Raw genomic sequence first — 16,935 nt, 5'->3', positions numbered from 1 at the left:
TAGTTTAGTTTTTAATAGTATAAGAATTGATATATACTTATCTAGTATAATTAACTTTTAAGGAGCAAAATATGATTTTAAAAAATAAATATTTAGCTTTAACCTTACTTCTCAGTTTGATTGGTTGTAAGTTCTTTTTTACTGATGAAGAAATTCACACAAAGTATTCACAAACACTTGATAAAGTAAACTCCATGATGATGAACACTAGTGAGATAGACATGAAAAATATTTTTAGTGATAATCAGCTATCTAAAATTAATAGCAAAAGTACAAAAGATATATCTCCTAAACAAACCGAACCTCAAAAAAGTATATCAGTTTTAACTCAACCTGAGACAAAAAAAGAAAAATTCAGTTTGCCTACACACAAAGATATTACTATTACAAATGCTGATACAAGCCAAAGTAAAAGTTATTCTAATAGTAATATCATTATTGATAATGCTTCAATCAATACTTCAAATACTGATGAAAATATAGTAACACAAAAAATAGTCATTAATACTCCTGCAAAAACAGATTTAACTCATACAACAGAACACAACAACATATCAACACTAGATGATGATACAACCTACCCAAGTCAAAATAATACTAATAATCCTTCTCATCAAAACAGTAAGACAGTTACACACCCAATTCATCTCACAGGCAACAGTAAAACTTTTCTGAATGCATTAAATGGTGAATCACATAATATTCAATACGGATATACCTATAACTCACATTATGACTCAAACCCAATAATATCAGGTTCATACTCTGACGGTTCTATAACAATTGAGGAATATGAATTTGACGAAGATGACGATGAAGACTCTAAGCTAGAAACCAGATTGGACAACCAATATAAATTTAAAATAAAGAATATCACAGATAATGTCGAGCAAGCACTTAAAGTAGCTGAACAAATAAAAGATGATTTTGAAAAAGTTGAATTTCATAGGATCAAATTAAGCAATTATTATGGAATAAGAGCTGAAGAACATGAAAAACAAACGGCAAGAGAAGAACTCTCCAAATTTACAAAAGATAAACTAGAAGCAGATCTTAAAAAACTTCTAAGTGAAATTGAAAAGGGTTTCAATGCAGCTACAATACTCATTACTTATAATGATTACGGTGGAAATTTACAAAGCGACCTATCTGCAAAGACAAAATTAGATGAATTCAAAACTGAAGTAAGTTCTTTAATTACAAAAATACAAAAACTCAATAACAAAGATTACCAAGCATATCCTACATCATCTTATGATGATTACCAATCATACCAAGCATTAAAAAATCCATACTCAAAACTTACATTAGTAAAAGAATTACTTACTCGTACAGGTATTGTTGCCAGATAAATAGGATTTTTACTTACTCTAAATAAAAACAGGAAGATAGCTTAACAAAGCCTATCTTCCTTTATATTTAAATATCATTAATAATTACTTAATTGTATCTAGCACACCTACAATTTTATCATATACTGATTTCACTCCAGGAATTTTAACTGTAATTAGATCTTTATATTCTTTCTCAACATGCTTTATTAATTTCTCACTGTCAGAATCAATACCATCTGTCTTTGCTTTATAAGATGCAATAAGACTATCTACAGCTTTTATAAAAGCTTCTCTTTGTGACTTAATTTCGTCAAACTTTGTTTTAACTTCTTTTAAATCAACAAGACTCAATTTAGCAAGTTTATCTTTACTCTTTTCTAACTTATCAATTACTTTCTCAAAATTAGATTGAAGATGTTCTCTACCTGCAACTATTATATCCTTAATCCATGTACCCTTGTTTGTAGCATCTGATTCTATCTTTTTAAGAATCTTTGCAAATTCTTTTATTTTTCCTTTATCGTATCCCAAAGAGGAATAAAATAATCTTCTTGCTTCCTTATTCTCATCATCATCTAATGTCTTATTATTAACAGCATCTGTAACTGCTTTAAATACTTCATCCTTCATTTCATATTGATTTCCATCCTCAACTTCAGCCTTATCTTTATTTACTACTTTAATAAGACCTTCGGTATCCTTTTTAAGCTCAGATATTAACTTTTCCTTATCAACAACATCCTTATCTTCCTTTGCTGGTTCATCTCCTTGAATATCATTTACAACCCCTTTTGGAACATCTTTGTTCCCTTTTTTATCACCCAATAATTTAGAATTTAGATCACAAGATACTAATCCTACAATTAACAATGTAAATATAAATAGGTTTGTTCTCATAAATATTCTCCTTCCTTGAAATTAATAATGATTATTATTTAATATAATAATCATTATTAATTTAAAATATATATCATTTTGTCTAAAATACAAATTATTTTATTTAAAATTCTCTTTTTTTTTTTATTCTCTCTTAAAAAGACGTAGTACTATGTTTTACACTACCATTATTATTTATTTAAAACTATTCTTTTTATATTGATATTGTTCAGTTATGATTTTTGGTACAAACAACTATATCCGCTAGATAATTGATAAAAATGATCAAAAATAGATTAATATCAATTAGTATAATTTTATATACATATATAACCAAGAAAACATATCTAGTATTTACTACTGCCTTTATCTATAAGTCTTTATTGTTATTTTTTATTTTAAATTTCTTTAAATCAAGTAGTCCTTACAAATATTTACCCTCTTGATTAACTATAGCTTGCAACAAAATATGATGCGTTAACATAAAATATCACTGCCTATCAATTCCTGCACCACTACTCCATATAATCAACAAACTTGATAAAAGCTTTATCTAAAACCTTATATTCCTTATTTAATAAATCATCTCTCTCAATATCAGTATTCAAAAATTAATTACTCTCCAAAGCTTCAAATAATTTAACAGTTATTCAATTTGAATCATTATATAGTTTGTAAAAACTTATTTAAATAAAATTAAGAAGAGTTCCTTATAAAGGAACTCTTCTTAAAAAATACTAATGTTATAAAATATTTAAATCTTTCAGTCTCTATCTTGCAAAATTCTCTAGAACAGTTTTTGCCTGTTCAATAAGTTCTTCTATTTCTTTCTTTATTACCTTTGCCTCAATTAACTTAATAGAAGAAGATTCTAATTGACTTAACGCATTCTCTGCTTCTCTTCGTGCCTGTCTAGATACTAAATCACTCTCTCCTCTTCTTGACCTCCAGTAATTTCTATGTTTATTTATCAATCTTTCAGTAATACCTTCTTTTAATGTCACCTTAGCCTTATTAAAGAATAATTTTGCTGATCCTAACTCATCAAGTCCACTATCAACTTGAATCATAAGTCTATCAATATTAGACCTTTCCTCATTTAATTGATTGTAAGATTGAATTAGCTTCTGTATCTGTATCCTATTAATCTGTCTCTTATTACGTCTAAAATAACGCTCTATTTTATTTTGAATTTTATTATTAAGTTCTGAGAAAATATCATAAAAACTGGTTTTTAACTGCTCATATTCGTTCTTAAGACCTAACACCTGTTCCCCTGTTAATTTAGCAAATTCAGAATCTTGAAACACACTTTCTGCCTTTTCAATTTCTCTTTGTGCTTCCTTTTCGAATTCAGTACTTGGAACTAAATCTTTTTCTTCTATTTTTATTACTTCTTCTTGAGGATAGTATGAATACACTTGCCTAAACACCTCAAATTCCGCATTAACAGGTTTTACTTCCATGTCTTGTTGTATTTCTACTTCTTCTTCAAGAAGATCTATAACAACTTCTTTTTGTTCCTGATTTTCTTGTTTATGGTTTAAATCTTTATTATCTTTGCTTTCATCTAAAACCTTTTCCCTTACTTCATTTAATAAATCATTAAGGGCATTCATATCACATGATAACAAACATAATAATGCTAACATACATACTGATAAAATACTTCTCTTCATATCTCCCTCCTGGGATATTAGATTATTTAATTATTAAATCTCGATATTGAAATATAATAATCATTTAATCTAATATATACCATATAATTTAAATAACAAAAATAAATTTCATAAAACCCCGGTTATTTTATTCTGTAATAATTAAAGGCAATTCAAAATTATTTTAACAAAATAAAATTAATTACTTACTAAACAAAACTAATCTCATAATAATTACCTACACCTAATAGCATAGGAGTGAATAAAAGTTACTGTTTTATATTTAGTACAAATATTTAATACACCAAAATTCAAAAAGGAAAACGAATCTTATAAAAAGAATAGTTTTCCTCAAATGACTTTATTTAGTTATGTTTATTGATAATTCTTTATTGTTACTGTCCACTAGCTGTAGCTTCTGCAGGTGTAGTAGAATCTGCAAACTTATCTTCTTGTGTAACTGTAGCAAGAGCATCACTAATTGACTTTAAACCACTATCAACAGTATCTCTTATTGCTATTATAAGAGTACTTAAAGCCTTACCAACAGCACTAGCTGCTGCCCCATTAACTGCATGAGCAGATTTTTCTTCACCAGTTTTAGCCGCAAATTTACCATCCTTAGCCATTGCTCTTAGAGCTATTCCAGCAGCAATAACCGCATCCTTTTGTGCTTCTGCTGCATCAAGAGTTTTAGCGGCTTCTTTTTTAGCAATAGCAATCTCAGCAGCATTCTTCGCTGCCTGAATAGTCGGTTCACCCTTAGCCTCCTCAGACTTAGCAATAGCTTGCAATATGTCAGAACCAGTTACAGCCCCTATTGATGCACTAGCTGCAGCAGCATGTGCTTCTGTACCATCAGCGGCATTAGTACCAAGCAACTTACCAATTGATTTTTGCTCGTCTGATTTAGTTTTAGTAGCATCAGCTTTACCCTCATCTTTTTTTAGCACGATTCCAACTATTTGTCCAATACCCTTAACAAGAGCGTTGACACTTGCAGTATCTGCGGGTGCAGCATCTTGACCTGCAGTAGGAGCACCACCAATAGCAGCTCCACCAGTAGCGCCTTTAGCAGCTTCCTTAGCCCCAGCAGCAATCTTGTCTAATGTGTTAGTGATAAAGTTATCAACAACTTCCTTTATCTTTAGATAGTTACCATTATCTGCCACCACAGTGTTTAATTTCTCTTTAACTGAGTTCATAGTTTTTTCAATAGAAGTGAAATAGTTACCAATGTCAGATTTTTTAGTGTCAGCTTTAATACCAAAAGCTCCAGTAACCATATCAGAAAGTGAAGTAAAAACATCTAAGAACCCCTTACCTAAATTAGCAATAGAAGTTAAGAAAGTGGTTTTAGGATCCTCAGCACTAGTAGTACCACTGCCACAACTAAGAAGTAAAAATAAAGTCATCAATAATGCACATAAAGTAATTCTTTTCATTATCACGTGCCTCCTTTTTACTCTTACAATTCTTTACAGTATCTTTACTATACTCTTAGAACTTGGTTATCTCTGTAATACGAGAATATTAAACTGATACACCCAAAATAAGAGCCCTACTAATAACACTATTTAGCATCATAAAACCGCCTAAAATCAAAAATCTTTACAAAAGATAGTTTAAACTATCAAATAATCCATATAACAAATACCATATTATTGATAATATATTAAAGACAACAAATTTTTATAGCAATGTAAAAGTATCATCAAGAAATCAATTCTTTAAAAGAAAGCATAGAAAATCAAGAAATACTAAAAAACAATTAAGGAAAATTAAATGTTTTTACTTGAGAAACTCGAAAAGTTTCTCAATATTTTCAACTGATATGCAAAGCAATAAAAATTGGCATTATTTTTCCATAAGACAATCCACAACCTTTCAAAATATAATTTTTAAAACTTATAGTAATAATAGAAACAATTTTTCAATAATATCAAGCAATATCTCAGCATATTCACGTATTTTTTTTAATGAATATTCCCTAACATTTTTTGATTCATTTAACGCTAACCTCAATTTGATAAAATGAAAAAGATTTTTCAAATCAATCTGCCAATACTATTCGGTATATAAAATTAAGGGCAAAATTATTCTAGAAACTTTATTTGAAATATTACACTATATCATATTTTGATATAGTTGTTAACAAAAACTTTGATTTCTCTTTAAATTATTTGCTATAACATGAAATTTGAACACTAATTGTTCAAATGAACTTGCATGTCCATTTTTTATTAAAAAAAATCGATAAACCCATTATCTTCTCTCTTAATGTTCTCACTACAATATGAAATTCGTATAAAATCCTTGTGACTTGAATTATTCTCACATCACTATCTATATAATCAATAAGCTTAAAAAAAGCTTTGTTTAACACTTTATATCCTTGATTCAAGGATCTCTTTTTTTAGTTCATATTCAAAAGTATATACCCCTTAAATTTCCAAAATAATTTACAATAATAATCCTTATACATATTAAGACCCTTAAGATATACAGGCTAATAGTTAAATTTAAAAGGTAATTATTTTTAGAAACTTAGCTAAATAAAATTTAAGAGGGCTCCTTTTAACAGAAAACTCTCCTTTTCAAACATTAGTATTAGAAGGTATCTTTAAGAACCTTTACATGATCTTTTACCATGAAAGACTCTCTAAATACAATTTCACTTCTTTAATAAGCTTTTCTATATCTTTATTCCTTCCCTTTGCTTCACCTATCCTTGAATAAGACTCTATGTGTTTTAGAGAAGTTTCTGCATCACTTTGTGCAACTCCAGATAATTGTGCTGGTACATAAGATAATCTATGCCTCCAATTTGTTGAATTCTCTAATCTTTTGATAATAGCTTCCTTTAAAGTTTTTTGTGCTCTCTCAAAAAAAAATTCTGCAGACCCTATATCTTGTATTGCAATATCAATTTCATTTATAAGCCTCTCAAAATTAGAATGTTCTTCCCTTAACCAACTGTACCAACGATTTAAACTCTCTATCTCCATTCTATTTTTCCTAAATCCATTCCCTAAACTCAACCCTTTGAAACTTCTTTTCTCTTGGAGTTTTGAAAGAGTGTTATACAAATCGACTCTTAATCGTTCATATTCATCTTTAAGCTCACGTGAATTCTCAATTAATTGCTGGAATCCAGAGCCTTTAAGAACACTTTCTATATCTTTAATTGCCTTGTCCGCTTCCTGTTCTACTTTTGTACTCGGTATTAAAACCTCTTCTTTCATCTCGATTTTTTTTCGAAAAGGATAGTATGGATAATTTTGAAACACGGGACTCTCTGCATTAACAGGTGATAAGGGAACCACAGGAACTACTTCCACGTCTGATATTACTCCTTATTATTGATAATATCTGCTTGTTTTTCTTCACCTTCTTGATTTTCTTTTATCGAGTTTAAATCTTTTTTATTTTCTTCTAAATTTTCTAAAAAACTTTCTCTTGATTTGACTAAAAATTCATTCAAGATATTAAGATCACATGATAGCAAACACAATAATGTTAACATACATACTGCCACTCTTTCTCATATCTCCCTCCTAAGTTATAAAATTACTCAACCATTGAACTACAATAATTACTAGCGTATATACACCATTTATCTCAAATATCAAAATAAGTTTCTAGAAATAATAAAATGATATTAACGTCAAAATTGCAGAAAAATTTTGCAATCACTGCTATTTTAAAAGGACATACACACTCAAAATTAAAAATAAATATCTTAATAATATCTCTGAAGAAAGACGTTGGATAACTATCCAGAATATAATTCTGCCTTGCCTACTCTTTTATCATCCTTTGATATCACAACTATTACAATATCATATATTTATCACCCATTTTTTAATAATTAGGTTTATTGATTTACTAACAAAATTTAATCCTTACATACCTAACAGTAAAATAACAAACTTAAAAACACATTATGTATAAAAAAAAGAAAAGTTACTATAACTCTCCTTTTTCAACCTTTCTAAGCATTTCTTCTAAAACACTTAACAGACGCCCTACATTACCTTTAATTTTAAAATGAAAATCACTGTTATCTTGTCCTTCATAAAGAAATTTATTCTCAGTATCTATATATTTATTATATGTCTTAGGGAATAAACAATATTTACTATCCTGCAAATCTTTATTGGCAAGACTTAAAGTTAAATTGCTATTATTCTTTTTATTTTTTATAATATCTATGTAATTAATCAATTCATTATGACCAAAAACAATACATTGACTGCCAAGCAAATTCCCATTTGATATTGATGATAACCTATCAAGCCCAGAATCAAAAACAAATTTGACACCTAAAGAATCAAACTCTTTATTCTTTAAATGCTCATTAAGCCCTTTTATAGTCTTAATACCCAATTTCCCTAAACAAGCTGAATCTACCAAGAGACCAACTTTGCCAAAAAAGAAACTATTAGTTTTGTCTGAACTACTCTCATAAACACTTCTTCTTGTTGCAATATGATGACTGCCCGATACTCGATGGTCAGCCCGTAATGTAGATTCAGACTTAGTATCTACAAATTCAAACTTTAAATCAAGATCTATAGGAAATTCTTCAACATAATAATACCTATGACTATCAAAAATCACCTCAGCATAATCCTTAATAAGACCAGACAACGGCTTATTAAACACACCATGACTACAACTAAATACTATAAATAACAAGGTCAAAACAATATTTTTAACAATTTTCACTTTAATCTCCTATATAAACTAAAAATCAACCTATACCAACAATACTAGTACACATTAATAAAAAAACACCCCTCCAATTTGACCATTAATTCTCTCCCTCTTTACCTCTATCGCATTAATATCTGTAATATTCACCAAATTAGCCTTATAGAAAGGCTAAGATACTCTTTAAAATTTCCTATATCAATTCATATAAAATCATTAAGACATTGAAAATCTCAATCTAGAGAAAAAGGCAAATTATGAAAAGCTTAAAAGATAAATGGGCTACTTAAAATTAAAGGTTATATCTTTACTTGTTCTTACTATCATTAAGTCTTTTTTCAAAAAGCAAACTTAAAGCTTTAGATCTTACTTGAATTTTCTGATTTTTAAGCTGAGTTTCCTTTTCTATATGAACCATCCAATCATCAAGACCTTTATCTGTTCCATACTGCTTTTGGAAATCTCTAAACTCTCTATCCAACTGTGCAGTAGTGTAATCAACTTGGACCATAAAATCTTCAATATCCATTTGCTCAGACTTTAAGCTTTTTCTCTTAGGGAACTTAATTACTTTCATACAACGATCCTTAAACAAGTAAGAATAAAATAAATATTTTCATAATAATAAATTAAAAACATTTATATAGTATATACTATATATTAATCCAAAAAACATAATTTCGTAAACTATACCTGTATTGAAACAAAAAATCTTATGATACCTACCTAGTATTTCAAATACCTGTCTAATGAATAATTACTATTATGGTATATCTGGATCCACAAATCTCACTACTTGCAGAACCCCAATTTACAATTGAGATAATATTAATATGACAGTTTTGATAACTTCAATAATCGTATATTTTTGCATAATTTTATGCATAGCATGTTCTTAAAAAGAATAAAATAGGATTACTTTCAATTTGTATCCATCGTACCTATTAAAAATATCAAATGATGTAATTTAAACATCAACACCTTGAAAACAAATCAAATTTCCTAAAATCATCATTAAAGGATTAAATCTTAAAACCAAAAATAAAATCATATGCACCAAGCAAAACATAATAATAAATAAAATTGGTTATTTTAAATGCCAAAAAAATCAAATACCCTATAAAGGTATAGAATTATATCTAAAAACTAATAATAGTTCCCAATTGTACAAAGTCTATATATAAACTTAATCTTCTCTTATAAAAGAAGATTCAGCAAATTTATAATCAAACGAAGGTGATAAAATTTCAATAGAATTGATATTATTTACACTAGATCTTATATCATCATCATTGAAATGAGCATCTATTACAGATAAATAATCATCTAATGAAAGTTCAATTTTTTCCCTTAAATCATTTTTTACTTCTGTATATTCTACTTTTACCTCATCATTCATCTTAAATGCAAGTTCTCCGCTATCTAAATTCTCAAAATCTAAAATAAGCTCATTAACAGATTCAAGTTCCCTTATACTGTTTAAATTTTTGCTGATTATATCAAGCATATTTTTGATTTCATCTTCATCTAAGACTAAAATTTTATTTAATTTATCAACTTTACTAGCCAAAGCTTTTTCTAAAAATTCTAATGCTTCTTTCTGTACTTCATTTAGGTTGTTTTCCAATCTTTTTTTACAACTTTCTAATGAATCTTGTTCCAAAATTATTTCTAATACTATATCATTGTTCTTAAAATCCTCATTTACAATTACTCGTTCACTTATACAGTCTATATCATTTTGGATAGGGGATAATACACTATCCTGTAACAGATAACCATTTAACCTTTCCACTTCCAAAATATCTACTTTTGCAACTTCTTGAATATCTACATAATCATTTAAAACTCCTTTTTTAATTGCTCCTTGTTCACCATTGTCTATATCGGTTTGATTAATATTATTTTCTTCTATTTGTTTCTTACTATCTTTAGCATGTTGCCAAATAGATTTGTCTATATGGGGCTCATTCTGCTCAAAATCATTGTTGTCCAAAAGCAGATCTAAACCATCTTCGTAAAATCGAATACTTACATTATCTTTTTTATCCACACTACAACCATTTAAGGTAATAACTAAACAAATAACAATACCCGAAAGATTTATCTTAACACTCATAAATAACAATTTTTCATTGTACTACAAAATTATAAATTTTAAAACTTTAATTCTCAATAACTTGGACTACCCTCAGTATATAACACTATACACATGTGCATATAAAATTCTTTAGAAAACATTCGTGATTGAATTTATGATATCAACAAGAACAGATAGAACTTAAATATACAGATTTCAACTTTCTGGCGCTACAGTAAACTAAAATTGTTAAAAATATCTCTTGCCAAACAGGTTAATATACCAAGATTTTCAAGCTCCATAATTATTAGTTCAGGAAAAGAAGAAATACTTCTTGTAGCATCGGTTATTAAATAAGACTGAAATCCTAAATTATGGGCATCAATTATTGTTTCCTTTACACAAAAGTCTAACGCTAAGCCTACTATAAACACTGTATCAATTCCACTGAACTGAAGATAATCCAAAAGACCTGTTGATTTTTTCTTACCAGAATCATCATAAAAACCACTGAAACTGTCATAATTCTCATCCTGTCCCTTTAAAAAAACAGCCTTCACTTTATCAATATTTAAATCTTTTGGAAATTCTGCTCCCCATGTATTTTTTACACAATGCTTAGGCCAACCTTTACAATTAGCATCACTCAAAAAACTTACATGATTTTCACAATGCCAATCCTTAGTTGCAACAATGTGCTTAAAGTATTTCTGAAGTTGGTTTACCAATGGGATAATCTCATTACCTTGAGGAACAGAAAGAGTCCCTGACTCCAAAAAATCGTTTTGGATATCTACTAAAATTAATGCCGCTTTCTTTAAATTCAAACTAAAAGGGGTTCTTCCCATTAAACTCATTATAATCTCTCCTCACAGTACCAAGATTGTTATTTTAAAATACCGTTACTCATACCTGATATAATATACAAAACTGTAGTTTTAATATAAGAACAAAAAAAAATCAAAACACTTAAATTCTATATCTTCTAAGTTATTATAGGATAATAATCTGCTTTAAAATACAAAAATACCTTTAATATTACAATTAATAATCTCAAATTTACTAATTTAACTTCTTTAAGAAAGTTCACTAAATTAAAATTATATATAGCTAATTGTTAAATACATAAGAGGAATAAAATTAAAACAATAAGACATGTAAAATGTTTTTCATTATTTTTAAATCTAAGCAAGCTAAGGGTTAAATATCTCAAACAGTCTTCGGGAATTAATATGATGTTTTCCACTATAATATAACACTCTAGAACTTCTAACTTATATATTAAATGGTTTTTCGTATTTCATAGTCAAACTTGATTTTAAGGTTTTCTTGTGCTTTATAAAATTTGTAAAAAAACAGTTATTTTATCATTCTCATAGAATCAATTTTATGTTTAATTAAACAAATAAAAACTTCAAAAGTAAACACTCTAATTTTGTAAAACACTATATCGAATTTACAAAACTATAATATAAAGTCTAAATATAAAGAAAAATTTATATTTAGTGATGATCAATAATCTTAACTACATTTTTGTCTGTTTTTATTCAAATAATATTAATGTTGTTTCTTTTTAAAGGTTTTGCATTATTTAAGGTAAATGAACTCCATACAATGGGGTTCATTTACCTTCTTTTAATTCATGAATATCTAAAGTCCATTTGTATCTTTTTGGGACATTATTAATTTTTCATCACTCTCTGTTTGGAAAAGTTCTTTTTTTATTAAATTACTTTCTTTGTTGATTGTGGTAGTAATTCATTTTTAATACAGTTCATATAAATATATCTTACTGGTCAAACTTTAGATATGTTAAAACTGAAAATAAAGCATCTAATTTTGACTTTTTTAGGACATAATGATTGTTTAGTAATAAAAAATTAAAGGTTTTATTAGGAACTTTAAAATTAAAATCTCTAACAAAACCTTCAATTGGTTTTATAATTTCTTTTTCTGAAAGAGTGATACGTAAGTGTATCAAACCTTAAATAAACTATACAACAATTTTTTTGATTTTCAAATATCTATGTTTAAAATGAAGGAAATAATTTTTACTAATTTTATATTTTTTAAATTAGCCTGCGTTCTTTCGAGACATTTGTTAAAATAAATTGTGATACTTACTTGTATACTTGAACAAGTCGGTGAAACACTGTTTTTTGAGGTAATAGAAGTAAAAATAATAGACGCAAAGTTACTTTCTTTTTATGTCTTTCTTAATTGATGTTATAGATATTAGGTATTATTTTTGTTTTTTCTCTATCCATTTGGTTATTATTTCTCCGGATAAATTTTTATTGTAGAAAGCATATACTTGTTTTTCAATTTCTAGAGTAATATTTAATAGCTTTTTGTAATATTCAGTATTTATTTTATCTTTTCTTATCAAAGAATAAAAGTTTGTAAGATAACATATAATAGAACCTGTCTTAAATCTAAATTCCATACAAACACACCATCTTATGGTATAAGACTCATTTTTTTCTATATTTGTAATGATTAAGGGTCTCTGTATTTTTTTGATAGAATAATGAATTCCTAAAAAATCGTCTTCTCCTTTGACACTGAACAAATGGAACGTGTATATTTTTCTTTCTTTGTTGGGATTTGAGTATTTTTTAAGGGCTATTAAGAACTTTTGTTTTTGTTTCCTGTTGACACCAAATGTGTAAAAATCATTAAATAATTTTGTGTGGTATATTTTCTTTCCTTCTATTTTTTCTATTTTGTCAAAAATATTCTTAGCATTTGCTTGAGATGTGTTTAGTTTCAAAGTTTCTGCTCTTCTTTTCAGTTTTTTGAACAAGTCGTCCATTTTTATTCCTTGGGCTTAGGATAGTTAGTTTAGGATTTACTTAGTATGTTTAGGAGATCGTAGTAGTATTGATTATTAATTATTTTATCATAATTTAGATTTTTTGTTTTATCTAGATAGTGCTTTAGTATTGGTACTAAGGTTTTGATGTCTGCTTTTTGCTTTAGTTGTTCAAGTAATATGCTGAATATATTGTTTCTGATATTTTCTTTAGTATTTTTATTTATTTCTCTTATCGGTTTTGTTTTTTTGTTTGTACTTATGGCATTGGTTTTGTAGTTATGGTTTTTGTGTGTCTTGTTTAATTTTTCTTTTAGTTTTATGTTATTTATATTATTTATATTATTTATATTATTTATGTTATTTATACACTCCCATTTTTCTTCATTGATATTTTTTGAACACAGATATTTATAAACCCTTTCATTAAATTTTTTTTCTCTTTTTATTTTAAAGTATGAGTTTATTTTATGGTAACATTTATTTTTTGGATATTTGAGTTGATAATAAATTTCTGTTCCATAGTTCTTGCCTAGATGTTTATAGTAGTTAATAGTTATCTGTAATTCTTTTTCTAATTTGTATAAGTAACTTTGTAGTGTTTTAATCTTTATAATTTTTTGTCCATTTCTTTTTAGATTGTTATTAAAGTAGTAAAGTATATTACTTTGGGTATACTTTTTTAAATTTGAGTTCATATAATTTAGTGTTGATATTAGTACTATCAATTTATGTTGATGTTTGTTAAATTTTTTTTGTTCTTTGTTATGAGATTTTTTTAAGATTTCCAATTGATTTACCCCTTCAAAAAAAGCTATGGGTATATTGTATATGAAAGATTATATTTTGTCAATAGTATATTTTTGTTTAATAAATTTTGCATGGAAAGTCAGTATTTGTTTGAAATAATAACTAAACTATTGAATTTTCATGTTTGTTTTTTAGATTTTGCCATGCTTTTTTCAAAGTCTTTTTTTGTTTTTTTTATGTATTCTTTGTCTTGAATAAAGATCTTTTCCATAAGGAAACAGGTAAATTGTTGGTTTGTTTTATAAAAGTTGTATGCATCTTGGTTTTTAAGTTGCAGTTTAATTGATTTGATTAAATTCGATGTTTTTTGTTTTTTTTGATTTTCTTTAGTTGATAGAAAAAAATATGTGTTCATTATTCCTTTTTCAATTATGGATTCTTCGTTGATTAAGTTGTTCTTGAGCCCTTCTGCAATAGTTAGATATGCATAAACTTGAGTTCTGGCCAGATTATAATTTTTGATAAATGTGCTAAAGTTTTTATAGCCGTCTAATTTGAATAGTTTTTTGTCATTAATTTCTTTTAATATTTTCATGGTTTCTATTTTGTTGTAGATATCTTCTTGTAGGTTTATTTTAAGTTTTGCTTTTAATTTTTCGTAGGTTTGCATATTTATGTCATTAATATTTTTTTGGAGAGAGTTGTTTCTTTCAATAATCCTTTTATTTAGTTTAAATTTATTCTTCTTCATATGATCTTCCTGAAATTTGTTCGGCACCGAACAAATTTTTTAATGCTTTTTTGTAGTCTGCTGTGTAGTCTTCATTTAAAGAAAAGCCAATGTTTTGTGCAATTCTTTTATTTAAATCCTCTCTCTCTCTTATAGAGCCAATAAAATTAGAATTTTGTTTTAGAATATCTAGGTAAAATTTATTTGAATTATTATTTTTAAGTCTGGTGTTTAATATATATATGGGTAAGTTTAGGTCCAATTGTTTAACTTTAAAGTTAAGTGCTTCTAGACTTTCTATAGACCATTTTTCAGCGGGAATTGGAGATATAACAAAGTTAGAAACAACAAGGGCATTAATTAGTGTAAAATCTAGGCTTGGATTAGTATCAATTATTATGTAATCATAAGTATTTTTAATAAAATAAAGTGCTTTTTTTAGTCTGGTTTCTTTGAATGGTAAATTATCGTTATTAAAAAAGTGTAAGTTTAAGTAACTAGGGATAAAATCTAAATTTTGATTTATATTGCAAATACTATTATTAATATCCAGATTTTTTCGTAAGATTTCATATACGTTTGTATTTTCTACATTGATTCGTGCTTTTTCAAGATATTCATTAAAGTAACTTGTAAGACTTGCTTGAGCGTCCATATCAATTAGTAAGACGCTAGATTTTTTGGAGATAATAGTAGAGAAAAGAATGGCAGAAGTACTCTTTCCTACACCTCCTTTAATTGATGCTATGGTTATTATTTTTGTTCTTTTTTTATCCATTTGGTTATCATTCCTCTGCATAAATTTTATTGTAAAAGCATATGTTTGTCTTGCAATTTCTATAGTAATATCTAATAATATTTTTTAATATTCCATATTTATTTTATCTTTTCTTATCAAAGAATGAAAGTTTTGTAAGGGCTTCTGTATTTTTTTTGATAGAATAACGAATTCTTGAAAAATTGTCTTAGCATTTATGCTGAATGAATATATATATTTTTGTTGGGATTTTAATGTTTTTTGAGGGTTTATTAAGAATTCGTATTTTTGTTTGCTGTGATATAGTTATCTTTGCTATTATAGACAACTTATTAATTTATTTTTTAGTTCTTTTTAGTCTTAGTAGTTTTTAGATTCCCAGCATTCTTTTTTAGTACTATGTCGACTACCGTTTTATTCCTTTAATAAGTGAGTTGACACTTGTAACATTTGTGGGTAAAACATCGCTCTTTAACAGTATTTCTAATAGCCATTTCTTAGGGCGCATCTTTTGTCACTGTAGTGTTTATTGCGATAAACACTACAGTGACATTCTGATTATTTTAGTTTTTGTTAATGAACTGTTATTCAGTAGGTAAGTAAAGGGAATGTAGAGAGTTTTAAAGCTTTGTTTCTAAACTTAATAGCTAATTTAGGAAAAAGATTTTTTCAGTTTTGTATCATTTTAAGAAATGGTGTTGGATATGCTTGGCGTTTGAGACCGAGATTAAAAAAAAGTGATGTAGGAAGAATATTTTAATGATATTGAAAATATTAGTAAAACAGTCGTTGATAAGTTTGTCTCTGAGATATTAGATAAGATTGCAACAGAAATTAAAGAAGCAACAAGTTCTTTTTTTAGTGTATACCTCCCTCTCGTTTTTTTGATGAGCACTATCAGAAAGAAATTTACAACAGTTCCTTTATTAGTATACAATACAGAATAACTTTTATCAAGCGAATCAACGAATTTATCTTTAAGTTTACAATTCAATATTAAATCATAACTAATAAAACTTAAGAGCAACTTTAATCCTAAACATTTTGTTTTGTTTCTTGTATTAATTCTTTTTTTATCCCGATGTAAAGAGTAGTACTGTTAAATAGTACAAAACTAGATATAATTATTTTAAATAAGAAAGCCTTAAAGTGATAAAAACATATAAACGTATATTTGATTCTTTGAAGGGAAAGATTTATACTAATATCATCTAAATAT

Annotated in this window: 17 protein-coding genes; 1 reads left to right on the top strand and 16 read right to left on the bottom strand. The window is 27.1% G+C overall.

All coding sequences use genetic code 11. The annotated features are described in order from the left end of the window. Positions 1–71: 71 nt before the first annotated feature. Positions 72–1,352: a hypothetical protein gene (locus bvRMA01_RS05450; RefSeq protein ID WP_247032693.1), complete on the top strand. Its 1,281-nt coding sequence runs from the start codon at positions 72–74 to the stop codon at positions 1,350–1,352. Positions 1,353–1,436: 84 nt separating this feature from the next. Here the strand turns inward: bvRMA01_RS05450 and bvRMA01_RS05445 are convergent, their stop codons facing one another. The 16 genes from bvRMA01_RS05445 to bvRMA01_RS05370 form a co-directional block, all read right to left on the bottom strand. Further along, complete coding sequence (locus tag bvRMA01_RS05445) at positions 1,437–2,231, bottom strand: complement regulator-acquiring protein (RefSeq protein WP_247032692.1); 795 nt, start codon at positions 2,229–2,231, stop codon at positions 1,437–1,439. A gap of 749 nt (positions 2,232–2,980) precedes the next feature. Continuing rightward, entirely contained in the window at positions 2,981–3,889 is a 909-nt protein-coding gene (locus bvRMA01_RS05440) for a P12 family lipoprotein (protein WP_247032691.1), read from the bottom strand. Between the two features lie 374 nt (positions 3,890–4,263). Next, the gene (locus bvRMA01_RS05435; RefSeq protein WP_433996723.1) at positions 4,264–5,313 is read right to left on the bottom strand and encodes a variable large family protein; all 1,050 of its coding nucleotides are present in this window, start codon (positions 5,311–5,313) and stop codon (positions 4,264–4,266) included. Between the two features lie 1,200 nt (positions 5,314–6,513). Beyond that, on the bottom strand, positions 6,514–7,209 hold the full coding sequence (locus tag bvRMA01_RS05430) for a P12 family lipoprotein (RefSeq protein ID WP_247032690.1): 696 nt from the start codon (positions 7,207–7,209) through the stop codon (positions 6,514–6,516). An 8-nt stretch (positions 7,210–7,217) separates the two neighbouring features. After that, the gene (locus bvRMA01_RS05425; protein WP_247032688.1) at positions 7,218–7,394 is read right to left on the bottom strand and encodes a hypothetical protein; all 177 of its coding nucleotides are present in this window, start codon (positions 7,392–7,394) and stop codon (positions 7,218–7,220) included. A gap of 443 nt (positions 7,395–7,837) precedes the next feature. Next, on the bottom strand, positions 7,838–8,599 hold the full coding sequence (locus tag bvRMA01_RS05420; protein ID WP_247032686.1) for a hypothetical protein: 762 nt from the start codon (positions 8,597–8,599) through the stop codon (positions 7,838–7,840). 292 nt (positions 8,600–8,891) lie between these two features. Beyond that, on the bottom strand, positions 8,892–9,161 hold the full coding sequence (locus bvRMA01_RS05415) for a hypothetical protein (protein ID WP_247032684.1): 270 nt from the start codon (positions 9,159–9,161) through the stop codon (positions 8,892–8,894). Positions 9,162–9,770: 609 nt separating this feature from the next. Continuing rightward, positions 9,771–10,703 (bottom strand): hypothetical protein, encoded by a 933-nt coding sequence (locus bvRMA01_RS05410; RefSeq protein WP_247032683.1) that lies wholly within the window; start codon positions 10,701–10,703, stop codon positions 9,771–9,773. A 191-nt stretch (positions 10,704–10,894) separates the two neighbouring features. Beyond that, entirely contained in the window at positions 10,895–11,521 is a 627-nt protein-coding gene (locus tag bvRMA01_RS05405; RefSeq protein ID WP_283847938.1) for a nicotinamidase, read from the bottom strand. Positions 11,522–12,453: 932 nt separating this feature from the next. Beyond that, complete coding sequence (locus bvRMA01_RS05400) at positions 12,454–12,645, bottom strand: hypothetical protein (protein ID WP_247032682.1); 192 nt, start codon at positions 12,643–12,645, stop codon at positions 12,454–12,456. Between the two features lie 261 nt (positions 12,646–12,906). Beyond that, a complete protein-coding gene (locus bvRMA01_RS05395) occupies positions 12,907–13,479 on the bottom strand; it encodes a DUF226 domain-containing protein (protein ID WP_247032681.1) in 573 nt (190 codons plus the stop codon). Between the two features lie 29 nt (positions 13,480–13,508). Next, on the bottom strand, positions 13,509–14,270 hold the full coding sequence (locus bvRMA01_RS05390) for a plasmid maintenance protein (protein ID WP_247032680.1): 762 nt from the start codon (positions 14,268–14,270) through the stop codon (positions 13,509–13,511). Between the two features lie 137 nt (positions 14,271–14,407). After that, positions 14,408–14,980, bottom strand: coding sequence for a chromosome replication/partitioning protein (locus tag bvRMA01_RS05385; RefSeq protein WP_247032679.1), 573 nt, complete (start codon positions 14,978–14,980; stop codon positions 14,408–14,410). Continuing rightward, on the bottom strand, positions 14,967–15,737 hold the full coding sequence (locus bvRMA01_RS05380; RefSeq protein ID WP_247032694.1) for a ParA family protein: 771 nt from the start codon (positions 15,735–15,737) through the stop codon (positions 14,967–14,969). Before bvRMA01_RS05380 ends, bvRMA01_RS05385 begins: the two co-directional genes overlap by 14 nt. A 706-nt stretch (positions 15,738–16,443) precedes the next feature. Next, positions 16,444–16,710 (bottom strand): hypothetical protein, encoded by a 267-nt coding sequence (locus tag bvRMA01_RS05375; RefSeq protein ID WP_247032678.1) that lies wholly within the window; start codon positions 16,708–16,710, stop codon positions 16,444–16,446. A gap of 41 nt (positions 16,711–16,751) precedes the next feature. After that, a partial coding sequence (locus bvRMA01_RS05370; RefSeq protein WP_247032676.1) for a hypothetical protein occupies positions 16,752–16,935 on the bottom strand: 184 nt, incomplete at its 5' end.

The sequence above is a fragment of the Borrelia venezuelensis genome (assembly GCF_023035835.1).
In the GTDB taxonomy this organism is placed as follows: Bacteria; Spirochaetota; Spirochaetia; order Borreliales; family Borreliaceae; genus Borrelia; species Borrelia turicatae.
This window is presented reverse-complemented; position numbering and strand designations above follow the sequence as displayed.

Bases quoted from the DNA above. Each gene is read 5' to 3' on its own strand.
- bvRMA01_RS05405 (WP_283847938.1), bottom strand. From the start codon at position 11,521: ATGAGTTTAATGGGAAGAACCCCTTTTAGTTTGAATTTAAAGAAAGCG.
- bvRMA01_RS05435 (WP_433996723.1), bottom strand. From the start codon at position 5,313: ATGAAAAGAATTACTTTATGTGCATTATTGATGACTTTATTTTTACTT.
- bvRMA01_RS05410 (WP_247032683.1), bottom strand. From the start codon at position 10,703: ATGAGTGTTAAGATAAATCTTTCGGGTATTGTTATTTGTTTAGTTATT.
- bvRMA01_RS05450 (WP_247032693.1), top strand. From the start codon at position 72: ATGATTTTAAAAAATAAATATTTAGCTTTAACCTTACTTCTCAGTTTG.
- bvRMA01_RS05415 (WP_247032684.1), bottom strand. From the start codon at position 9,161: ATGAAAGTAATTAAGTTCCCTAAGAGAAAAAGCTTAAAGTCTGAGCAA.
- bvRMA01_RS05395 (WP_247032681.1), bottom strand. From the start codon at position 13,479: ATGGACGACTTGTTCAAAAAACTGAAAAGAAGAGCAGAAACTTTGAAA.
- bvRMA01_RS05385 (WP_247032679.1), bottom strand. From the start codon at position 14,980: ATGAAGAAGAATAAATTTAAACTAAATAAAAGGATTATTGAAAGAAAC.
- bvRMA01_RS05380 (WP_247032694.1), bottom strand. From the start codon at position 15,737: ATGGATAAAAAAAGAACAAAAATAATAACCATAGCATCAATTAAAGGA.
- bvRMA01_RS05445 (WP_247032692.1), bottom strand. From the start codon at position 2,231: ATGAGAACAAACCTATTTATATTTACATTGTTAATTGTAGGATTAGTA.
- bvRMA01_RS05425 (WP_247032688.1), bottom strand. From the start codon at position 7,394: ATGTTAACATTATTGTGTTTGCTATCATGTGATCTTAATATCTTGAAT.
- bvRMA01_RS05440 (WP_247032691.1), bottom strand. From the start codon at position 3,889: ATGAAGAGAAGTATTTTATCAGTATGTATGTTAGCATTATTATGTTTG.